At 69.9% G+C, this 20,099-nt stretch carries 18 protein-coding genes; 13 read left to right on the top strand and 5 right to left on the bottom strand.

All coding sequences use genetic code 11. The features are described from left to right. Window positions 1-51 precede the first annotated feature (51 nt). On the bottom strand, window positions 52-2,814 hold the full coding sequence (locus ABD191_RS27425; RefSeq protein WP_344088378.1) for a glycosyltransferase: 2,763 nt from the start codon (window positions 2,812-2,814) through the stop codon (window positions 52-54). A gap of 533 nt (window positions 2,815-3,347) precedes the next feature. Further along, complete coding sequence (locus tag ABD191_RS27420; RefSeq protein WP_344088376.1) at window positions 3,348-3,869, bottom strand: DM13 domain-containing protein; 522 nt, start codon at window positions 3,867-3,869, stop codon at window positions 3,348-3,350. Between the two features lie 91 nt (window positions 3,870-3,960). On the opposite strand from ABD191_RS27420, the gene ABD191_RS27415 reads away from it, so the two are divergent. Continuing rightward, entirely contained in the window at window positions 3,961-4,659 is a 699-nt protein-coding gene (locus tag ABD191_RS27415) for a response regulator transcription factor (protein ID WP_344088373.1), read from the top strand. Further along, window positions 4,652-5,653 (top strand): sensor histidine kinase, encoded by a 1,002-nt coding sequence (locus tag ABD191_RS27410; protein ID WP_344088370.1) that lies wholly within the window; start codon window positions 4,652-4,654, stop codon window positions 5,651-5,653. Before ABD191_RS27415 ends, ABD191_RS27410 begins: the two co-directional genes overlap by 8 nt. A gap of 26 nt (window positions 5,654-5,679) precedes the next feature. Here ABD191_RS27410 and ABD191_RS27405 read toward each other — a convergent pair whose 3' ends face one another. The 3 genes from ABD191_RS27405 to ABD191_RS27395 are packed head-to-tail and all read right to left on the bottom strand — an operon-like array spanning window position 5,680 to window position 8,263. After that, the gene (locus ABD191_RS27405; RefSeq protein ID WP_344088367.1) at window positions 5,680-6,246 is read right to left on the bottom strand and encodes a GerMN domain-containing protein; all 567 of its coding nucleotides are present in this window, start codon (window positions 6,244-6,246) and stop codon (window positions 5,680-5,682) included. Then, window positions 6,243-7,595 carry a sensor histidine kinase gene (locus ABD191_RS27400; RefSeq protein ID WP_344088364.1) on the bottom strand — a complete coding sequence of 451 codons (1,353 nt, stop codon included), beginning with the start codon at window positions 7,593-7,595 and terminating at the stop codon, window positions 6,243-6,245. Before ABD191_RS27400 ends, ABD191_RS27405 begins: the two co-directional genes overlap by 4 nt. Beyond that, the gene (locus ABD191_RS27395; protein ID WP_344088361.1) at window positions 7,592-8,263 is read right to left on the bottom strand and encodes a response regulator transcription factor; all 672 of its coding nucleotides are present in this window, start codon (window positions 8,261-8,263) and stop codon (window positions 7,592-7,594) included. Before ABD191_RS27395 ends, ABD191_RS27400 begins: the two co-directional genes overlap by 4 nt. A 166-nt stretch (window positions 8,264-8,429) precedes the next feature. On the opposite strand from ABD191_RS27395, the gene ABD191_RS27390 reads away from it, so the two are divergent. The 11 genes from ABD191_RS27390 to ABD191_RS27340 all read left to right on the top strand — a co-directional run bounded on the left by ABD191_RS27390 (window position 8,430) and on the right by ABD191_RS27340 (window position 19,793). Next, window positions 8,430-8,744, top strand: coding sequence for an STAS domain-containing protein (locus ABD191_RS27390; protein ID WP_344088358.1), 315 nt, complete (start codon window positions 8,430-8,432; stop codon window positions 8,742-8,744). Beyond that, complete coding sequence (locus ABD191_RS27385) at window positions 8,741-10,174, top strand: alpha,alpha-trehalose-phosphate synthase (UDP-forming) (RefSeq protein ID WP_344088355.1); 1,434 nt, start codon at window positions 8,741-8,743, stop codon at window positions 10,172-10,174. The genes ABD191_RS27390 and ABD191_RS27385 overlap by 4 nt, the downstream gene beginning before the upstream one ends. Further along, window positions 10,171-10,614, top strand: a complete 444-nt coding sequence (locus tag ABD191_RS27380; RefSeq protein ID WP_344088352.1) for a hypothetical protein — start codon at window positions 10,171-10,173, stop codon at window positions 10,612-10,614. The genes ABD191_RS27385 and ABD191_RS27380 overlap by 4 nt, the downstream gene beginning before the upstream one ends. 84 nt (window positions 10,615-10,698) lie before the next feature. After that, the gene (locus ABD191_RS27375; RefSeq protein WP_344088349.1) at window positions 10,699-11,142 is read left to right on the top strand and encodes a CBS domain-containing protein; all 444 of its coding nucleotides are present in this window, start codon (window positions 10,699-10,701) and stop codon (window positions 11,140-11,142) included. Further along, the gene (locus ABD191_RS27370; RefSeq protein ID WP_344088346.1) at window positions 11,139-12,437 is read left to right on the top strand and encodes an ArsB/NhaD family transporter; all 1,299 of its coding nucleotides are present in this window, start codon (window positions 11,139-11,141) and stop codon (window positions 12,435-12,437) included. The genes ABD191_RS27375 and ABD191_RS27370 overlap by 4 nt, the downstream gene beginning before the upstream one ends. A gap of 278 nt (window positions 12,438-12,715) precedes the next feature. After that, the gene (locus ABD191_RS27365; RefSeq protein WP_344088344.1) at window positions 12,716-12,919 is read left to right on the top strand and encodes a cold-shock protein; all 204 of its coding nucleotides are present in this window, start codon (window positions 12,716-12,718) and stop codon (window positions 12,917-12,919) included. A 248-nt stretch (window positions 12,920-13,167) separates the two neighbouring features. After that, window positions 13,168-14,646 carry a DEAD/DEAH box helicase gene (locus ABD191_RS27360; protein WP_344088341.1) on the top strand — a complete coding sequence of 493 codons (1,479 nt, stop codon included), beginning with the start codon at window positions 13,168-13,170 and terminating at the stop codon, window positions 14,644-14,646. A 212-nt stretch (window positions 14,647-14,858) separates the two neighbouring features. Beyond that, window positions 14,859-16,673 (top strand): Hsp70 family protein, encoded by a 1,815-nt coding sequence (locus ABD191_RS27355; protein ID WP_344088338.1) that lies wholly within the window; start codon window positions 14,859-14,861, stop codon window positions 16,671-16,673. 11 nt (window positions 16,674-16,684) lie between these two features. Further along, the gene (locus ABD191_RS27350) at window positions 16,685-17,653 is read left to right on the top strand and encodes a hypothetical protein (RefSeq protein WP_344088335.1); all 969 of its coding nucleotides are present in this window, start codon (window positions 16,685-16,687) and stop codon (window positions 17,651-17,653) included. Further along, a complete protein-coding gene (locus ABD191_RS27345; protein ID WP_344088331.1) occupies window positions 17,650-18,720 on the top strand; it encodes a hypothetical protein in 1,071 nt (356 codons plus the stop codon). Before ABD191_RS27350 ends, ABD191_RS27345 begins: the two co-directional genes overlap by 4 nt. 134 nt (window positions 18,721-18,854) lie before the next feature. Next, window positions 18,855-19,793 (top strand): patatin-like phospholipase family protein, encoded by a 939-nt coding sequence (locus tag ABD191_RS27340; protein WP_344088381.1) that lies wholly within the window; start codon window positions 18,855-18,857, stop codon window positions 19,791-19,793. Window positions 19,794-20,099: the final 306 nt, after the last annotated feature.

Raw genomic sequence — 20,099 nt, 5'->3', positions numbered from 1 at the left:
GGCTGTCTTCCTGCATCCTGGCAGCTCACACGGCGAACCGTGCCTGCCGTACTAGGGACGACGTAGGAGGCGTAGCACGGTGGCGACGGGCGAACGCGTCGACCCCGCGGTGGCCGTGCCCGTCGCATCCCCCGGCGTCCACCGGCCGAGGGGCATCGACATCAGGTGACGGCCCAGCTTGACGTCGAAGCTCAGTTCCACCCGGCCGGCGGGCAACGTCTCCCCACCAAGGCGTGCGGTCAGCTCCGCCCCACGAGTCGACGCCTCGACGGCGGCGGGCACGGCGGCCTCGAAGCCCTGGCCGTCGGAGAGTCGCAGCGTGCCGCGCAGCGGTCCGCTGGTCGAGCCGAGGTGCAAGGGCAGAGCGACGCGCAGGCGCGCACCATGCCCCATGGTGATCTCAGCCGTCGCGGTGGCGGCCGCCGTGAGCACATGCTTGGGCCACGTGCGGTTGACGGCGATGGACAGCTTCCCGTTGTCCACGGTGCCGTACGCGATGGCGTACGCGGTGCCGCCGCCGTACACGGCGGGCAGGCCAACGCCCGGTACGGCGGGCGTGTCGTCCTGGCCGAGCCGCTGCGGCTGGCCGCCCGCAAACACAGTGGATCGGGTGTATACGTCGTAGAGACCTGATTTCAGGCCCTTGCCGGCCCGCATGGTCGCCGGATCAAGGCTGGCATCGTAGCGGTGGGTGAGGTGGGCGCGCCCGTGTCCCGCCCGGGTGATCGTTGGCGTGGCCTGGACGGGCACCGTGAACCAGTCATCTGACCCGCGCTTGTTGACCAGCAGCTCCATCCCGACCAGCGCGGGCGTGACCGCGCGGTCGCTGGCGGGCGCGGCCGGCGGCGCGGCAGCGGCATCCAGCAGGACCTCGCCGTTGACGTGTTCAAACACGTACGGGTTGCCGGTCGGGTCGACGAAGGGGCAGTCGATCGTGGCGCGCAGCATGCCGCCGTCCCAGCGCAACTCGCTGACCACCGGCCGCGGTCGCACGTCGCCGAGCCGCGTTGGCACACTGCGCCCGTCGGGTTGGCGCAGCAGGGCGAGGCCCGTCGGCTTGCCACCGCCCGTCACCGCCGCCATGATCGGCGCGCTGGCGGCGGGTGCCACATAGGAGGCGCGCAGCACCGCGCAGCCGTCCTCCACGGTCAGCTCACCGGGCGTGGTCTGGCCGGCGACGGACACGTCAACTCCGACCTTCGGGTTCCCGTGTACGTGCAGCGCCGGTAGGCGCAGGACGAGTTCGCCGCCCGTGGGATTGTCCGCGATGGTCAGGTCGGCAATGCGCGGTTCGGCGGCCTGAACCACGCCGACATTCTCCTCGGCGAGATCCAGGCTCACGTTGTCGTTCACCGTCGCGTACACGACCGCCGGCCGGCCGTCGAGGAGCGCCGGGTGGGCGTGGTGATCCAGCACGGGTAGGCGTCGGTGCGGGGCGAATCCCAGGGCGCTGAGGCGGACCGACAGATCCCACAGGTTCTCGTCCAGCGGCCGGCCGAACGCCGCCGTGCGCGGGTCCACGCGCGCCCGCCAGTTGGCCTCCGCGACGGTGCCGCCGTCGCGCTCGAGGAACGCCACCGCACCGTCTGTCGCCACCGGCCACTCCACTCCGGCGCGCCGGCCCCGGATACCGAGTTCGATCACCGCGTCGGTGAGGGCGCCGGTCACGTCGAGGTCGGCGGGGGTGAATCGGCCCGTCAGATCGGCCGGAAGCTGGCGCAGCACCCGGTCGCCCTCGCGCCGCAGCGGGTACGGCGTGCCGCTGCGGTCGGTCAGCGCGGTGATCCCGGAGATCAGGATCGCGCCGTTGTCCCACCGTAGATCGGTGACGCGGGTCGTGGCCGTGATCTCTTTGTCGTGCTTGGCCAGGGCGTACAGGCCGTCCAGGTCGCCGCGGCGCAGCAGGGTTGAGCGCAGCCGCCAGACGTGCGACATCCGCTCGTCGACCTGCTTGTCGATGTACGTCTCCACGATCTGCGTCGCGAGCGGCATCCCGGCTTCGATCCAGGCCCGGGGCCTGTTCAGCATGCGAGGGCTGAAGACCCGCAGGATGCGGGTGCCGTACCAGCGCGCCATCATCACGTCCCGGACGTCGCCGGGCGACGTGTGATCGTGAATGAGCGCGATGGCTTGGCGCACCCAGCGCCAGAAGTAGTCGGGTGCCTGGTACGCCTTGGAGTTGTTGGTCGCGTGCTTGACCCAGGTGTAGCAGGGATAGTCGGCCAGGACAGAGATGACCTTCGCGCGTACGAAGATCGGGATGTTGAAGAAGTGGTCCTCGAGGTAGCACTTCTCCTCGGGATAGAGGATGCCGTGCTCGGTGAGGAACTCGCGCCGGTAGAACTTGTGCGGCGTCATCAGGCCGAGAACCCGGCTCTGAACCGCCGTGGCGCGCGGCACGTCCTCACGAAAGGTGTCCCAGGCGAGCGTCGGAGCGCCCTCGATGACCTCTTTGCCGATGACGACATCGGCGTTGTTCTCGATGCCGTACCGGTGCACGCGCTCAAGCGCCTCCGGAAAGATCTTGTCGTCGTGGTCCATGTACAGCACGTAGTCGCCGCGCGCCATTTCGGTGCCGAGGTTACGGGGACGACCGGGCCAGCCGGTGTTGGCGATGCGCTTGACGCGCATGTAGGGCCGCGTAATCGCGAGATTGGAGAGCAGGTCGTACGTGCCGTCCGTGGACCCGTCGTCAATGAAGATCGCTTCGAACTCGTCCGACGGCAATGATTGCGCGTCCAGCGAGTCGATGACATCCATGATCCGCTCGCCCGAGTTGTACGTGGGCACCACGACGCTCATCTTGATGGACACGAAACCCCCGATTGGACTGCTCAACTTCCGCGGTGTACGGCGCGGATCGCGGGGCGACGGTACCGCACACCACGTGCTCACGACAATTGTCGGCGTCGGCGTTGTTCACCCCCCGTTCGCCGCTCCCGCGATGCCCGGAAAGTCGCCGCGGCTATCGGTTTCGACAGCTATTTCGGGATCACCGTGATGGCGCTTGCCGTCAAGACCCGAAGACCCAGTACGAGATCGAGTTTCGGGGCGAGATGGCCAGCGAACGCGGGATTCCGGTGGCTGACCCGGGGTGATCACTTCATTTGAAGGGATCTCGGATTGGCGAATGCCGCGTGCCATGTCTGGCTGACGTTATGGCGCGAAGTCCGGCTGAGTCGTGCCACGGCGAATGCGTGTCGGCGGATGGGAAATTCACGCGGGGATTAACGGATAGAGCGGTCCCCGGGATCGTCCCTTGTGCTCATGTCCACGTCATTGCCCGCGTTTTTCGCGGTCCGTACAACCGTGTTAACCCTCAGTGATTTCGGCCGTCGCGGCGACTCTCACGCCAACTGGGCGGCGCCGAAGGAGACCGAGAAGCGTTTGCACCACACGCTGACGCTGCGCAATGCGGTGACATCGGCGGTGGCGGGCACGTCGTAGACCTGGGTGCCGCGGTTGCCCTTGAGCCGCCCGAGTTCGACATGGCGGCCGTCATCGAAGGCGTACCAATCGTCGCCGACCGTTTGGTCGGTGAGCCAGACCCGCAGGTCGGGCCCGTCCGAGGTGCGCAGGTCGCGCAGGATCAGCTGGTACGCGCCGGTCGGCAGGCGGACGAGCTGGGCCGTACCCGTCGTGTCGTGCTCGTGGGTGACGAACCGGCCTTGCGCGACCAGCGTCGCAGCCGCGCTCGGGGTCGGCTGACCCGTCGGGGTCGCGCTTCGCGGCGCGGTCGACGACGCGATCTGCGGGGCGGTCTCCTCGACCGTCTTGTTCGTGAACAGCTTCCAGGGTTGAAACCAGTACGCGGCGAACACCGCGAGCACCACCACGAATGTCCCGACCGGGAGCAGCCACCGTCGCATGCCGTCGACCGTACGGCTCAGGGGCGGCCCGCGGACCGGTGGTAAGCGTCCTGTAAGGGTTGCGTAATACCCGCGCGGCTAGGGTGTGGCCATGACCACGGGCGAGCGGGTGCTGGTCGTCGACGACGATCCGACCGTGAGTGACGTGGTGCGCCGGTACCTGGAGCGGGCCGGGTACGAGGTGGCCCTGGCCAGGGACGGCAGGACCGCGCTGGCGGACGTGGCTGTCCATCGGCCCGCGCTGGTGATCCTCGACCTCATGTTGCCCGGCATCGACGGGCTGGAGGTCTGCCGGCGGTTGCGCGCCGCTGGCGAGGACGTCCCGGTGATCATGCTGACGGCGCTCGGTGAGGAGGTCGACCGGATCGTCGGCCTCCAGGTGGGCGCCGACGACTATGTGACGAAGCCGTTCTCCCCGCGCGAGCTGGTGCTGCGCGCCCGGTCGGTCCTGCGGCGCAGTGCGGCGCGGCCGGCCGGCGACCCGCTGCTCGTCGACGGCGACCTCACCGTCGACCGGGCGCGCCGGCTGGCCTGGCGCGACGGCGCCGAGCTGGCCCTGACCGTGCGCGAGTTCGACCTGCTGGCATACCTGATGTCGCATCCAGGTGTGGCGTTGCGTCGCGGCGACCTGCTGGCGGCGGTGTGGGGGTGGACGTTCGGTGACCAGTCGACCGTGACCGTGCACGTGCGGCGGCTGCGGGAGAAGGTGGAGTCCCGGCCGGACGCGCCGAGCCGGATCCTGACCGTGTGGGGCGTCGGCTACCGGTACGAGCCGCGGTCGCATGGATGACCTCGTCGCGATTGCCATGTCGGCCCTGACCGGGGCCCTCATCGTGGGCGTGCCCGGGGCGTTGGTGTTGCGGGCGCTGCACCGGCGGTCGGTCACCGCCAGCGTGTGCGTACTGCTCGCCGTGACGGTCCTGGCGGTGGTCGCCGGGATCACGCTGGTGGCCGAGCAGATGTTCATCTCCGATCACGACCAGCACGTACTGCTGATCGTCGTGCCGGTGGCCGGCCTGGTCAGCCTCGGCATCGGCTGGTGGCTCGGGCGCCGCTTGGCCCGCGACGCCATGTGGGCGGCGGACGCGCGCGACCGGGAGCGCCGGCTGGAGGCCAGCCGGCGGGACCTGATCGCCTGGGTCTCGCACGACCTGCGTACGCCGCTGGCCGGCATGCGGGCGATGACGGAGGCGCTGGAGGACGGGGTGGTCACCGATCCGGTGACGGTCGCCGACTACCACCGGCGCATCCGCGCGGAGAATGACCGGATGGCCGCGCTCGTCGACGACCTGTTCGAGCTGTCGCGCATCCACGCGGGGCTGCTGCGGCTGGCGCCGGTGGACGTGCCCCTGGGCGAGGTGGTCTCCGACGCGGTGGCGGCGGCCTCGCCGGTCGCGTCGTCGCGCGGCGTCCACGTCGTCGCGGCGACCGAGCAGTGGCCGACCGTACGGGCCAGCGAGCCGGAACTGTCGCGCATCGTCGGGAACCTGCTGATCAACGCGGTGCGCTACACCCCGTCCGACGGCACGGTGACCGTGACCGGCGGCCGTGAGGCCTCCGGCGGATGGTTCGCCGTGTCCGACACGTGCGGCGGCATCCCCGACGTCGACCTGCCGCACCTGTTCGACGTCGCCTTCCGTGGTAGCCGGGCGCGCACGCCGTCGGCGGGTGGGGGAGGGCTGGGCCTGGCGATCGTGCGGGGGCTGGTGGAGGCGCACGGCGGCCGGGTCGAGGTAGGCAATATCGCGGGCGGGTGCCGCTTCCTGGTCCGCATGCCCGGCTGAGCGGGCCGTACCCCTGACCCCGACGGTTAGCCAAGCTCCATCATCGTGGCGTAGTCGGCGCCGGTGAGCGGGCCGGTCGAGACGGAACCGTCTCCCCGGGGTACGCCGATGGGCTGGTTCTCGTGGGTGAACATGACCGTCTCGACGCCGGACAGCATGGTGAGCGTGCATACGAGCTGGGCGAAGGCGAGCTGGTCGTCCGTGCGGGCGGTGCCGTCGACCGGTGCGGCGAGTTCGACGACAGCCTGCGTGCCATCCAGGCGTACCGAGGCCACGAGGTTCGCGCCGATCAGTGCGCTCGTCAGTCCCGAACGATGCTCCTCGTCGGTCGGCCCGCTGCGCAGGTCGGCCAGCAGGTCCTCGACGGTGGGCGTCTGGCTGACGTAGCGGTTCACGGCGACCAGTGAGCCGTCCCGGACCAGGTAGAGCGTCTCGCGGACCGCACCGGGAGGGTCGGGGGTGAGGCTCGACGACGTGGTCGGCCGGAACGGCCGGTCGATCGCGGTGGGTGACGACTCGGGTTGGATGCCGCAGCTGGTGAGCGCCGCCGCCGTGAGGATCGCGCCCAGGGCGACCAGAGCCCGCCGGTTCACGCCGACTCCCGGGGCAGTTCGACGCGGAAGCGGGCACCGCCGCCGGGCCGGTCGATCACGGACACGCGGCCGCCGTGCGCGCCGACGTGCTGGGCGACCAGGGCCAGGCCGAGGCCGGTGCCGTTGCTGTCGCCTCTGGCGTTGGCGCCGCGGCCGCGCACGAACCGGCCGAAGATGCTGTCGCGATCCGCCGGCGGCACACCGGGGCCTTCGTCGTCGACGTCAAGGACGGCGAGGGTGTCGTCGCCGCCGACCGTGACCGCGACCGGTCCGCCGCCGTGGCGTTCGGCGTTGTCGAGCAGGTTAGCCAGGACCTGGGCGAACCGGCGCTCGTCGACGTGCCACACGCGGTCGGCGCCGGCGGCGTCGGTGACGATCGTGGGGGACAGGCCCCGGTCCAGACACGCGCGGCGGGCCAGGTCCGCGACATCGACGGGTGCCCGAGCGGGCTGCTGGTCGCCCTGGGAGAGTTCGAGCAGGTCGGTGACCAGGGCCTGGAACCGTCCGACCTCCTCGACGACGAGGCCGACGGCCTGGGCGGAGCGGTCGTCGAGCTGATCGCGCCGGCGCGCCAGCACACTCGTGGCCGCGGCGAGCGTCTGCAGCGGGGAGCGCAGCTCGTGGCTGACGTCGGCGGCGAAGCGGCGGTCGCGTTCGAGCCGTTCGGCGAGCTGGTCGACCATTCCGTTGAACGAGCTGGTCAGGCGCTCCAGGTCGGGTGCGGCGGCCGGATCGAGGCGGGTGGTCAGGTCGCCCGCCGTGATCGTGCGGGCGGCGTCGGCCACGGAGGCCAGGGGCCGCAGCGCGCGCCGGGCGAGGTAGGTGCCCAGCGCCGCGCCGCACGCCGTCGTGCCGACCGCCACGAGCGTGAGGATGAGGCCGAGGACGCTGAGGGTGCGGCCGAGCTCCTGCAGGGAGTCGATCACGTAGAACTGGCTGCCGTCGGGCAGCGGTACGCCGATGACCAGCGCCGCGCCGGAGTCCGTGCTGACAATCTGGCGGCTGGGTTGGCCGGCGGCGACCTGTTCGCGCAGCGCCACCGGGATGGCCTGGGTGATGCCGTTGTCGGCGTTGCGCAGGTACCAGGTCTCGGCACGGCGGACGGCGACGCGGCGGCTGGCGCCGGTGTCGAGCGCGCGGAGCACCTCGCCGGGGTCGCCGTCGGCGGCGAGCCCGGCCTGCACGACGGTGGCGTCGAAGTAGGCCGTGCGGACGGCGGTGCGTTCCCGGCTGTCGAGCAGGGTCCGCCGGGTCAGGTCGTAGGAGAGCACGGCCATCGCCGCGGAGATGAGCAGGGCACCCGCGGCGAAGCCGGCGGTGACGCGGGTGCGCAGGCGTAGCGGTCTCATCGATGCAGCTTGTAGCCGAGCCCGCGGACGGTCACCACATGGCGCGGGGCGCCGGGCTCATCCTCGATCTTCTGGCGGAGCCGGCCGATGTGCACGTCCACGAGCCGTTCGTCGCCGAAGTCGTACTCCCACACCCGGTTGAGCAACTGCTGGCGCGACAGCACCTGGCCGGCGTGTTCGGCCAGCTCGCACAGCAGCCGGAACTCGGTCCGGGTCAGCGCCACCGGCTCGCCGCGCAGGAGGACCTCGCCGGCCAGCGGCCGGACCTCCAGGTCGCCGAAGGTGAGCGCCGGCACCGGGAGAGCCGCGCGGGAGCGGCGGCGCAACGCCCGCAGGCGGGCGGTCAGCTCCTTGATGGCGACGGGCTTGATGAGGTAGTCGTCGGCGCCGGCCTCCAGGGCGGCCACGATGTCGTGCGTGTCACTGCGCGCGCTCACGACGACGATGGGCACGTCGCCGTCGCGTCGTAGCCCGCGGATGCAGTCGTACCCGTCCAGGCCGGGCAGCATGAGGTCGACAAGGACCGTGTCGGCCGGGTCCTGGCGGTGTTCGGCCAGCCCGTCCTCGGCCGTCGCCGCGGCGCGTACGCCGTACCCCTCGTCCTCCAGCGCCAGGGTGAGCGACAGGCGGATGCGGTCGTCGTCCTCGATCACTAGCACCGATGCCATCGCAGCATCATGGCCCGGCAAGCCCGCCATCGACCAGCGCGAGCGCAGCCGATGTGACCGGATCGTCGGGTTGTCACGAAACCGTCATACTCCTGCGGACTGATCGCCATGCCCGCTGCGGAGTCTCGGATCGGTACGCGGCGCCACCAGAAGGGCGGTCAGGACGATGGAGTCCGGTACGGACCAGAAGATACCGGTCATTGAAGTACAAGTTAACGATGAGCTGGACACGGCGGGCGTGGCGCGCCTGACCGCGCTGCTCCACGACGCCGTGCAACTGCGGCCCGCCGAACTCGTGGTGGACCTCACGGACTGCCCCTTCGTCGACGCCGCCTTCATCGGCCTGCTCCTGGACACCCACCGTGAGATCCGCCGCAGCGGTGGCCTGCTCACCCTGCGCTCGCCCTCGGACCGGGTCCGGCGCAACCTGCGCCTGGCCCGCGCCGACCAGGTGCTCGCGGTCACGGGCGGGGCTGCGTGAACCGCTCCGACATCACACCCGGCTATGAACTCGTCGTAGCCGCCGACTGGCTGCCCGTCCGGAACGACGGCGGACAGGTCACCTGGCGGGACCGGCCCGGGGGCATCGCTCGGGCGCTCGGCCAGCAGGTGGCCGCCCGGCGGGGGGCGTGGGTCGGTCGGGACGGCGGCGACGGCCTGGCCGAAGGGCCCTACGAGGGGCTGTGGCTGCATCCGTTGCGCCTGGACCCCGACCTCGCGGATGACTACTACCACGGCCACTGCGTGCAGACCGTGGCCGCGCTGGCACAGGGGTGCGGCCCGGTGGAGTTCCGGGCCCCATGGCGGGAGGCGTACCGTCAGGTCAACCGCCAGTTCGCCGCGACGGTCGCCCGGCTGGCCGCACCCGGCGGCACGGTGTGGATCCACGACCACCATCTGCAGCTCGTCCCGGCTGCCCTCCGGCGGGCCCGTCCCGACCTGCGTATCGGCTTCTTCCTGCACGGCCTGTTCCCCCCGGTCGAGGCGTTCCTGCGGCAGCCGCTGCGCCGGGAGCTGCTCACCGGGCTGCTCGGCGCGGACGTGGTCGGCTTCCAGCAGGCGCACTCCGCCCGCAACTTCCTCGACCTCGCACGTGACCTCGGCGGGCTGCGCGGCGGCGACACAACCGTCCAGGTCGGCGCGCGCACGGTCGCCGTCCACACCGCGCCCACCTCCATCGACGCCGGGGTCATCGAGGGCCTCGCCACCGATCCGGACGTGCGGGAACGCGCGGCCGGCATCCGGGCCAGCCTGGGCGACCCGGACGTGGTGCTGCTGTCGGTCGGCCGGCCCGATCCGGCTGAGGGCGTCGAAGGGCTGCTGGACGCGTACGACGGCCTGCTCGCCAGCGGCCGGCTCGACCCCGCCCGCACCGTGCTGGTGCACCTGTCCACATGCGGCGACGAGGCCGACACCGTGCAGCCGGAGCGGCTGGCGCGGGTGCACCGCAAGGTGGCCCAGATCAACGGGGAGTTCGCCCGGGTCGGCCGCCCGGTCGTCCACGACCTGTGCCACGAGCTGGACCGGGCCGAACTCGTCGCCTTCTACGTTGCCGCCGACGTGCTGCTCGCCCTGCCGCTGCGGCAGGGCATGACGCTGACCGCCAAGGAGTACGTCGCCGCCCGCGCCGCGGACACCGGCCAGGTGGTCCTGTCCGAATTCACCGGGGCGGCCATCGATCTACCAGAGGCGCTGGTGGTCAACCCCCATGACGCGGACGCCGTCGCCGACGCGGTGACCGTCGCCGCGCGCACGAGCAACCAGCCGGGCGCGGGCATGCGCACGATGCGCGACCGGGTACGCCGCGCGGACCTCTCCACCTGGGCCGACGGCTTCCTCGCCGCCCTGGCCGCCCCACTCGCCGCGGGTTCCGCCCGTCCCGGCCCGCTCGCCGATGAGATGTCCTCATGACCTCCTCGTACGCCCCGCGACCCGGCCGCCACCGGCAGGCACCCGGTTGGTTCGGCCGCATCACCGACCTGTTCAGCGCGCTGTGGCGGCCCGGCCGCACGGCGCGCAGCGCTGCCGAGGGGCCCGCTGGGATGACCAAACAGGAGGCGATCGCGCGCGCCATCGCCGCCGTGCCCCACCGGGACAGCGGGATGCGCACCTGGGTCTCGGTCGACGCCACCATGCTTCGCGGGCTGTGGCTGTGCCTGCTGGAGGACGAATGGTCCGTCTTCGTCGTCTGCGTCTCCACGCAGACCTCGCAGGCGCACCTCGCCGCCGAAGGCCCGCGCAGGCGGCAGGCGCCGCCGCGGCACGGCGGCCGCAGCGTGTCGCGCGCGTTCCACTGCCCTCAGACCCGCGGTTGCCCACCTTCGACCGACTGGTTTGAAGCGCAGGCGTGATCGTCGGTCCGATACGCTGATCGAGGTGCGCCGGGGAAGGCTGTCCGGCGCGCGGCGATGCTGGAGGGCCCATGATCGTGCGTGATGCGGGCGCGTGACCTGGCCGCGCCGTACCCGACAGTCGGGTTGAGCACGTCCGCGTTGGACGCGGCGCGGCAGCTCGCGGACGCGAACCTGCCCGGGCTGATCGTGGTCGACGCGGCCGGGCGGCCGTCCACGATCCTGCCGGGGACCCAGGTGCTGCGGCTGGCCGTGCCGAAGTACTGCCAGGAGAACGTGGCCCTGGCCCGGGTCATCGACGAGGCCCACGCCGATGAGTTCCTGCGCGACCTCGCCGACCGTACGGTCGCCGAGTGCCTGCCCAAACCCGAGCGGGAACTGGCCATCGTGGGCCCGGACGCGACCGTACTGGAGATCGCCGCGTTGATGGCCCGCACGCGCAGCCCGCTCGTCGCGGTGGTCGACGGGCACACGACGCTCGGTGCCGTCACCCTCGACGCGTTGCTGGACCGGATGCTCGCCTCGTGACGACGCTGTCGTGGGTGACCGTGGCGGTGTTCGTCGCCGTTTACGTTCTCATCGCCACCGAGTGGGTCAGCCGGGTCACGGCCGCGCTCACCGGCGCCGTGATCGTGCTGGTGATCGGGGCCACCGACGCCGAGCACGCGTTCTTCTCGCCCGAGGCGGGTGTCGACTGGAACGTCATCTTCCTGCTCATCGGCATGATGCTCATCGTCTCCGTACTCAAACGCACCGGGCTGTTCGAGTACCTGGCGATCTGGGCCGCGAAGCGCGCGGGCGGGCGGCCGTTCCGCGTGATGGTGATCCTGGTCGTCGTGACGGCCGTGGTCTCGGCCGCGCTGGACAACGTGACCACGGTGCTGCTGGTCGCGCCGGTGACGTTCCTGGTGTGCGAACGGCTGGGCGTACCGGTCGTGCCGTTCCTCATCGCCGAGGTGATGGCCTCCAACATCGGCGGCACCGCCACCCTGGTCGGTGACCCACCCAACATCATCATCGCGAGCCGGTCCGGGCTGACGTTCAACCAGTTCCTCGCGGTCCTCGGGCCGTTCATCGTCGGCGTGCTCATCGTCTTCCTCGGGTTGTGCCGGTGGCTGTTCCGGGACGCCTTCCGCTACGACCCGCAGCGCGCCGCGCACGTCGCCGCGCTTCGGGAACGCGACGCGATCCGCGATCGCCGGCTGCTCGTGATCAGCCTCGCCGTCCTCGCCGTGGTTCTCGGCACCTTCCTGGCCCACGGGGTGCTCGACTACGAGCCGTCGGTCGTGGCGATCTGCGGCGGCCTGCTCCTGCTTGGACTGTCCCGCGTCGACGCGGCCGAGGTGGCCAGCGACGTGGAGTGGCCCACCCTCGTCTTCTTCGCCGGCCTGTTCGTCATGGTCGGCGCCCTGGTCAACACCGGCGTGGTGGATACGGTCGCGCACGCCGCCATCGACGCGAGCGGCGGAAACCTGTGGCTGGGCTCCATGGTCCTGCTGTGGGGCTCCGCCGCGCTGTCCGCGATCGTGGACAACATCCCGTACGTCGCGACGATGAGTCCCATCGTCGACCAGATGGTGCAGGCATCGCCGGACGCCGGCCAGGCCCAGGTGCTGTGGTGGTCCCTGGCGATCGGCGCCGACCTCGGCGGCAACGCCACCGCCATCGGCGCCTCGGCCAACGTCGTCGTGCTGGGCATCGCCGCCCGGGCCGGGCATCCGATCTCGTTCTGGCAGTTCACCCGCTACGGCCTGCTCGTGGCCGCGATCACTGTCGCGCTCGCCGTGCCGTACCTGTACCTGCGCTTTTTCGCCTTCGCCTGATCCGCTCAGCCGGCGTGGCCTGGACCACCCTGCGGCCCACCACTTCCCGGGCGGCAGCGGATGCCGCTCCCAGCCGCTCGAACCCGGGATGACCACGTGCGTGGTAGGCTCGGGACCACGTTGCAGTAGCGATCTTCGCATACTTTGCCGTCCGCAGTTCTTCTTAGCGCCTGGTGAGTATTGGCCCCAGGCGTTTCGCGTCTCCGGTCCGAGTGGTCGAAGCAGTGACGCGGGCCCACGCGGTGTGGCGCCCGATCAGCCCTCTCGAAGGAGAAAACATGGCTGTAGGTACGGTTAAATGGTTCAATGCCGACAAGGGTTTCGGCTTCATCACCCCTGACGGCGGCGGCGCGGACGTGTTCGCGCACTTCTCCGCCATCGCCTCCACCGGCTTTCGCAGCCTGACGGAGAACGATCGGGTGAGCTTCGACATCACCTCGGGCCCGAAGGGCCCCCAGGCCGCCAACATCCAGACTGCCTGAGCCGGGCCGGCGCCGGGTGGGTTCCACTCGCCCGGCGCACACCGATCGGTTCGCAGCCGCGCATTCATCGGCCCCGGCCCGCGATCTCCGAACCTCTGGCCACCGGCCGGCCTTCCGTTCGGCGGAAGCTGGCACAACTCCCACCACGCCGACCCGCCGTGCGGTGGCCCTACGCCGCGCGGTTGGCCGCCGAGCGGACGGTCGCACCGCTGAGACACTGACTTCCCATCACGTTCGGAGACACCTTCATGGCGGCATCTCGCCAAGCTTCGACCAGTCCCACCGCCGCGCCGTCCGGTGGGCCGACGACCCCGGCCAGGGCCAGATCGTCGCGTACCCCCAAGGCGTCAGGATCCGCGGGCCGCGCCGGCACCGCCCGCGAGACGACGACGTTCGGCGCTCTCGGCGTGCCGGCCGTGCTGTGCCGGGCGCTCACGGCCGGCGGGATCAGCACGCCGACCCCCATCCAGGCGGCCACCCTTCCGGACGCCCTCGCCGGACGGGACGTGCTCGGCCGGGGGCGTACGGGATCGGGGAAGACCTTCGCGTTCGTCCTGCCCGTACTCACCCGGCTGGCCGACCCCGCGTCCGGGCGGCGCCGCCCCGGTCGCCCGCGGGCGCTCATCCTCGCGCCCACCCGCGAACTGGCCACCCAGATCGAATCCGTCATCTCGCCGCTGGCCGAGTTGCTGTCGCTGCGCACTCTCACCGTATTCGGCGGCGTGGCCGCCGGGCCGCAGATCCGAGCCCTTCGGGCCGGCGTCGACATCGTCGTGGCCTGCCCGGGCCGGCTCGCCGACCACGTCGAGGCCGGACACGTCCGGTTCGACGACATCGAGATCACCGTCCTCGATGAGGCGGATCACATGGCGGACCTGGGCTTCCTGCCGGTCGTACGCCGCCTGCTCGAACTGACGCCCGCTGGGAGCCAGCGCCTGCTGTTCTCGGCGACCCTCGATGCCGCCGTGAAGGTACTGGTCCAGCGCTTCCTCACCGATCCGGTGACGCACAGCGTCGACGCGGAGCGGGCACCGGTTTCCACCATGGCGCACCACGTTCTTCACGTACTCCGCGACGAGCGGATCGCCGTCCTGGCCGGCCTCGCCTCCGCCCCCGGCCGTACCGTGGTGTTCACCCGTACCAAGCGGGGCGCCAAGCAGGTCACCCGGCAGCTGATCGCGGCCGGCGTACCAGCCGTGGAACTGCACGGGAATCTGGCGCAGGCGGCCCGCGGCCGCAACCTCTCCGCGTTCGCCAGGGGACAGGTCCGGACGCTGGTGGCCACCGACATCGCCGCCCGTGGCATCCATGTGGACGATGTCGAGCTCGTCATTCACGCCGATCCGCCGGTGGAACACAAGTCGTACCTGCACCGGTCGGGCCGTACCGCCCGGGCCGGGGCCGCCGGCACGGTGGTCACGCTGACCACGGCCGATCAGCTCCGCGAGGTTCGGGAACTGGCGCGGAAGGCGGGTATCGTCCCGACGATCACCCAGCTGGGCCCGGGCGACCCGATGCTCACCAAGCTCGCGCCGGGCAAGCGCAACTATCAGACGCCGCCGCCGGCACGGGATACGTCCGCACCCGCACCGGCGCACCGGCCGAGAGGACCGCGGTCGGGACGCGCCGTGCCGAGGGCTGAGGGCACGTCCGCCACGACGACACCGCGTACGGGGGCTGCGGCGTTCTCGGCGCGTTCCCGCGTCGGCGTCCGGCGCGGCCGCTGAGCTGCCGCCGGACCGGACGCCCTGGGAGCCGACCGTCCATCGGATCCCTCACGAGCTGGACCGGTCGCCGCCGACACGACGTGGAATCCATCGTCCATAAGCTACAAACCGGTGCACGATCGTGTTCAGTGGGCAGCACTTTTCGGGGAGGCTACGCAACGGTGTGTCCGTCACTCTCGTAGAGACCGCGCCTCGGATCTGCCAGGAGCCGCATGACGCACACCAAAGAGTTCAAGATTGTCGTGGCCCTCGATTTCGGCACCTATGGCAGTGGATTCTCGTGGTCGACTGTGCCGGAACTGGACCGCCCTGATAGTACGATTTATCACTCCGCGTTCTCCGGGGCTCCCGCCAACTACCGCAAGAACCTGACAGCGGTCCTACTCAACGCCGACGGCACCCTACGCAGCTGGGGATTTCCCGCGCGCGACGACTGGAAGCACGCCGCCGCCGCTGGCAATCCGGCGAACCTGGGCTACGCCCAACGCTTCAAGATGTCGATCCGTCCGGAGCCGGAGTTCGAGGACGTACCGGAATACGCCGGGTCCTTGGCCGACGTCGGGCGGTCGAAGCTCCTTCCGTTGATCGTCCACGTCCTGCGCATGCTTCGCGAAGCCGTGCTCGAGCAGATCGCCGCTGCCAGCGTCCAGGCGGGCGGCCAGACGATCGGGTACAAGCCCGACGACATCCGGTGGTGCATCACCGTGCCCGCGATCTGGGAGGAGCACGAGAAGGCGCTGATGCGCCAAGCGGCGATGGAGGCTGGGATCCCGGGCGATGAAGATCGGTTGATCATCGCGATCGAGCCGGAAGCCGCCGCCGTCTTCTGCGCCTTTCATCAGAGCATCAGCCTCACCCATGACCAGCGCTCGCAGATCAACCTGGGCATCGTCGGCAACCGGTTCATGGTGGTCGACTGCGGCGGTGGCACCGTCGACATCACGGCCTACAAGGTGGGTGCCGTCGATGGCGACCGGCAGGGCCTGACCGAAATCGGCCTGCCAGGCGGCGGCAAGCTCGGCTCCGAGTACGTGACGCTTGCCTTTCGTAAGGTCATGGCTGACTGGTTCGGTGCCAAGGCCATGGCCGCTATCGCCGCGAAGCACCCCGAGGGGGTGCTCGCCATGGAGACCGAGTGGGACCGCTGGAAAGTGGACTTCGCCAGCCGGGAGACCAGCTCCGGCGAGATCGTGATCGACCAGGACCGGTTCGTCAACGTCCCTCACGAGATCATGATGAACCTGGGCTGGCATGCGAAGCGCCGGCTCAAGAAGGCGTCGCCGACCGGCTCCCGCATCAAGATGACGGCGGCGGATTCGCAGGCGCTGTTCGACCCGATCGTGCACGGGATCCTGGAGAAGATCCAGCAGCAGCTCGATGAGATGATCCGTCACGATGGGCAGAACCCCGGCCGGGAGCGAATTCTCCTGGTAGGCGGGTTCGCGCGGTCCGAGTACCTCAAGGCGAAGATCACCAAGAGGTTCGGCGATCGGGTTGATGTGGTGGTGCCGCTGGACCCCGCGATCGCGGTGCTCGCCGGGGCGGTGCGGTTCGCCCGCGATCCATCGGTCATCTGGGCGCGCAGATCCAAGTACACCTACGGTTTCGCGCTCAATCAACCCTTCGAACCGGGGGTCGACAACGCCGCACGGCTCGAGCGGGACGAGGATAAAGAAGCGAGGTGCACACGCTTCGCCATCGCGGTCCAGCGTGGCGAGACAGTCGCCGTCGGTTCACAGACGCCGCCGGTGATGGTGGTGCCGATGAGCTCGGCCCACGAGAACATCAGCCTCGACATCTACGCCTCAACAACAGCCAGTCCCCGCTATCCGGACGACCCAGGTTGCTGGCAGCTGGGCAGCGTGAAGGTTCCGCTGAAGGAGACGGTCGGCTGGTCCCGGGAGAAGCGAAAGGTCGCCGTCAGCTTCGTGGTCGGCAAGACGACCATCGAGGTCGTCGCTACCGACCTGCACACCGGCAAGCGCCATAAGGGCACGGTCACCTTCGAGGAGCAGTATCCGGAATGACAGAGGACGCCGTGCAACAGGATTCCGAGACTGCTGAACAGGCTTTCGGACAGATCGCCGCGTGGATCGACGAGCAGGTGGCCCAGACCGCTGAGGAGGAGCCTGATGAAGCGCGTGGGGCGGAGTTGAGGACCCTCAGGGAACTGGTCGCTCGCATGGGCCGGGCCGTCCGGCGTGAGAGGAACGAGCTGCGGGCCAGCCACCACACTGAGCTGACGGCCCTCCGGCGGACCACGGTGCCGGTTGACCAGTTCGACGCGTTGAACCAGCGGCACGGCGCGCTGGCCCGGGAGTCCGACCAGCTGCGCCTGAGCCACCGTGACCTGACCAAGGCGTACGACCAGCTGGTGCGCAACCGCGACGAGCTCCTCCAGGAGCGGGAGATACTCCTCGACCGGCTCCGGGAGAAGGGCATCGCGGAGGCGCGGGGACGAGGCGCTGTCATGGATGACGACCGTCGCCGCCACCAGGACCACATCACCGCGTACCAACGGATCGTCGAGTACCGGGTGCCCGAGGTCGTGGCGGAGGTCTGCCGGTTCCCCCGGAAGCTGCGCGAGCCCTACCGGCAGCTGCGCTGGGAGGCCCGGGCAGTGCAGGTCCTTGTGCAGGCGCTGTTCGAGCGGTCGGGCGACTTCTTCGCCGGCCGGAGGCTGACCGCGGACGACCTGGCGACGATCAGCCACCACCTGGTGGCGTGGCTGCAGCGCCACGAGATTGAAACGACCAAGCCACCACATCCGAAGCTGGGTGCGCTCATTCACGATGTGGGAGCGCTGCACGAGGCGATCAGGGCCAACAAGTACCCGGCCAGTTTCGTGACGACCATGCCGGTGGCGGAGCTAGCCGTTCCGCAGACCGCACGGCTGTGGCCCTCATGCGTGTCCAACGGACTGTTCGAGTTCGTCGTGGCGCCCGCCTACGTCGTCGAGGGCGGGCCCGTCGACCTGCCGTGGGTCTTCCTGGGAGCGCGCGAGTGACGGACCTCGAGGAGATCGCCCGCAACATACCGCTGGTGACTGACCGGCTGATGATCCAGCTCGGCAACGACATCCGTGGCGTGAACATCAAAGCGGTGAAGGAGGAGAAGAAGGGCTTCTTCAGCCGGCTCTGGGACACGATCAAGGGATCGCCGGACCAGCGGCACATCGATGCGACGCTGGCCAAGAACCAGCGCCGCATCGTGAAATGGGCCACCGAGATGACCGAGCACCAACGGGTCACCAATCTGGCGTTGACCGAGTTCGCCCACGCGCTGGGTGAGGTCCGCGACATGGCCTGGGCCGCGCAGCGCACAGCCGATCTGGCTCGGTCCGAGGTGCGCGAGCTGGCGGAGATCGTGGGCCGTGCCATAGACACCATCAACACCCGTCTCGACGAGCACCAATGGCGCCTCGACGACCACGATCGCCAGCTGGCGTCGCATCGCAACGTCCTGGAGGACCACGAAGCGCGGCTGCAGGACCTTGATCGTCGCCAGTTGCGGGTGGAGCTGTGGCAGGCCGGCTGGCAGGAGTTCGACGACGCGGTGCGGCGTTGGGAGGATCATGGCGCCTACCGCAGCCTGCCGTGGATCGTTCAGATCGTCTTGCTGGCCCGCGAGATCGCCTCTGGTGATGCCGGCCTGCACGCCTACGTTACCTCTGACAACTCCTATCAGCTCAGGCTGGAACAGCGCATCCTGGCGTCGTCGACGACGCCACAATGGATCGGTCGAAAGTCGCTGGAACGCATCCTGAACGAGGCGGTTGAAGCACTTCCGACAGATGATCACCGTCAGCTCGTGGCCGAGCTGCTCGGCGCGGGCGTGCCCGCCGATGACGCCATCCCCGAGACCCCGCTCGCGGGCGCGCTGCGGCGCGCGATGGAACTGAGACAGCTGCCGGCCGCGAACCGACCCGAGTCGGTCGGCGTGGTCGCACTGTCCAACTCGCCCTATATCCAGGGCGGACTGACCGTGCGGGACGCCGTCCGCTACGCCGTTGAGGAGCAGGTCACCGCGGTGCGCCAGCGCCGGGAGACCCTGCAGAAACGCCGGACGCGATGAAGGAGCTCGAGAACGACCGCGACGCGGCGTTCGCGCTGGCCAACCGGCCGATGGAGCGACCGGTGCCCGCACCACGTCGTGAGGGCCTCAACCGCGGCGGACCTGCCGTCGCCCGAACCCGACGCGTCGGCTTGGTGTTGGCCGGCGGTGCCGCACGGGGCGCGTACGAGAGTGGCGTGATCGACTTTCTGGTCCAGCAGAACATCGTCATCGCCGCGTTCGCGGGCACGAGTATCGGCGCGCTCAACGCCGCTGTGCTGGCGAGCTCACCCGACATGCGCGACGGCGCGGCGGCCATCGCCGAGCTGTGGGCCACGTTCGCCGCCCGGGTGGGCGACCCTCGCCACGGTGACGGCGAGGCCGCGGAGACTACCGGCGATCAGATGCGCAACCTGCCGCACCGGCTCAAGGCGATCGTCGGCAACATCGACTTCCTTGAGAATCTCGTCGCGGAGCATGTGAGGCCAGCGCACATCCGCCGTGCCCAACCCATCTGGGTGGCGGCCTATCCCATGATTCCCAGCGGCCTGTTGCCGGAGACGATCCGCCATGCCGTGGAGTGGATGCGGTATGTGGCGGGGAATCGCAGCCGGATGCTGCGGCTGACCGACCTTGATGACGATGAGATGTGCCAGGCCGTGCTCGCCAGCGCGGCGTTGCCGTTCATCATGCCGGCGCGCACGGTTAAGGGGAAACGCTACCGGGACGGGTGGATCGGGCGCGACAACGTGCCCATCCGGGCCCTCGCCGACGATGAGGGCTGTGAGTTGATCATTGTCGTACACCTGAGTAGCGGTAACCGGTTCCGCGATACGAAGCGCCCCGAACTCGTCCGCATAGATATCGAACCGAGCGAACCCATCAACCCGCCCGGCCCGATCGGCTGGCTCAGCGGGCTTCTCGACATCTCGCCCAAACGGGTCGCGCGCCTGCGCCAGCTGGGCTACCGGGACGCGGCAACGGCTTTCGCCGAGACACTGCGCCCCGCCGCCACGCTGCACGGGTTGCGTGACTCCGAGGCCGCCATGCTGGAGGCGCTGCGGTGGCTTCGGGAGACCAAGCCACACGAGTGACGAAGAGGAGCTGAACGGCGGCAGACCGGGCGCACGTCGACATGGACTTTGGGCGCTTGGGGTCCATACATTCAGTACGGCACTTGCACGCGCATTTGCTATCCACTGTGCCCGCAACGGGGTGGAGGCGTCGTCCTCGAGATCACAATACTGAAATGGAAGCTAGGTGCCGTACAACTTTCGTATCCGGGTGCTCTTGCCCCCGCGCCAGAAGTTCATACCTGCCGAACGGTTCCAAGAACCGTTTGAGTTAATACGGCAGTGACGGTTCACCCGTTGAGCTGCTCGGACTCGATGAGTTCTCGT

Source organism: Luedemannella helvata (assembly GCF_039528415.1).
GTDB classification, from domain to species: domain Bacteria; phylum Actinomycetota; class Actinomycetes; order Mycobacteriales; family Micromonosporaceae; genus Luedemannella; species Luedemannella helvata.
This window is presented reverse-complemented; position numbering and strand designations above follow the sequence as displayed.

Excerpts from the sequence above, each read along its gene's own strand:
- ABD191_RS27420 (WP_344088376.1), bottom strand. The coding sequence starts at position 3,869 with ATGCGACGGTGGCTGCTCCCGGTCGGGACATTCGTGGTGGTGCTCGCG.
- ABD191_RS27415 (WP_344088373.1), top strand. The coding sequence starts at position 3,961 with ATGACCACGGGCGAGCGGGTGCTGGTCGTCGACGACGATCCGACCGTG.
- ABD191_RS27410 (WP_344088370.1), top strand. The coding sequence starts at position 4,652 with ATGGATGACCTCGTCGCGATTGCCATGTCGGCCCTGACCGGGGCCCTC.
- ABD191_RS27400 (WP_344088364.1), bottom strand. The coding sequence starts at position 7,595 with ATGAGACCGCTACGCCTGCGCACCCGCGTCACCGCCGGCTTCGCCGCG.
- ABD191_RS27395 (WP_344088361.1), bottom strand. The coding sequence starts at position 8,263 with ATGGCATCGGTGCTAGTGATCGAGGACGACGACCGCATCCGCCTGTCG.
- ABD191_RS27390 (WP_344088358.1), top strand. The coding sequence starts at position 8,430 with ATGGAGTCCGGTACGGACCAGAAGATACCGGTCATTGAAGTACAAGTT.
- ABD191_RS27380 (WP_344088352.1), top strand. The coding sequence starts at position 10,171 with ATGACCTCCTCGTACGCCCCGCGACCCGGCCGCCACCGGCAGGCACCC.
- ABD191_RS27375 (WP_344088349.1), top strand. The coding sequence starts at position 10,699 with ATGCGGGCGCGTGACCTGGCCGCGCCGTACCCGACAGTCGGGTTGAGC.
- ABD191_RS27365 (WP_344088344.1), top strand. The coding sequence starts at position 12,716 with ATGGCTGTAGGTACGGTTAAATGGTTCAATGCCGACAAGGGTTTCGGC.
- ABD191_RS27360 (WP_344088341.1), top strand. The coding sequence starts at position 13,168 with ATGGCGGCATCTCGCCAAGCTTCGACCAGTCCCACCGCCGCGCCGTCC.
- ABD191_RS27355 (WP_344088338.1), top strand. The coding sequence starts at position 14,859 with ATGACGCACACCAAAGAGTTCAAGATTGTCGTGGCCCTCGATTTCGGC.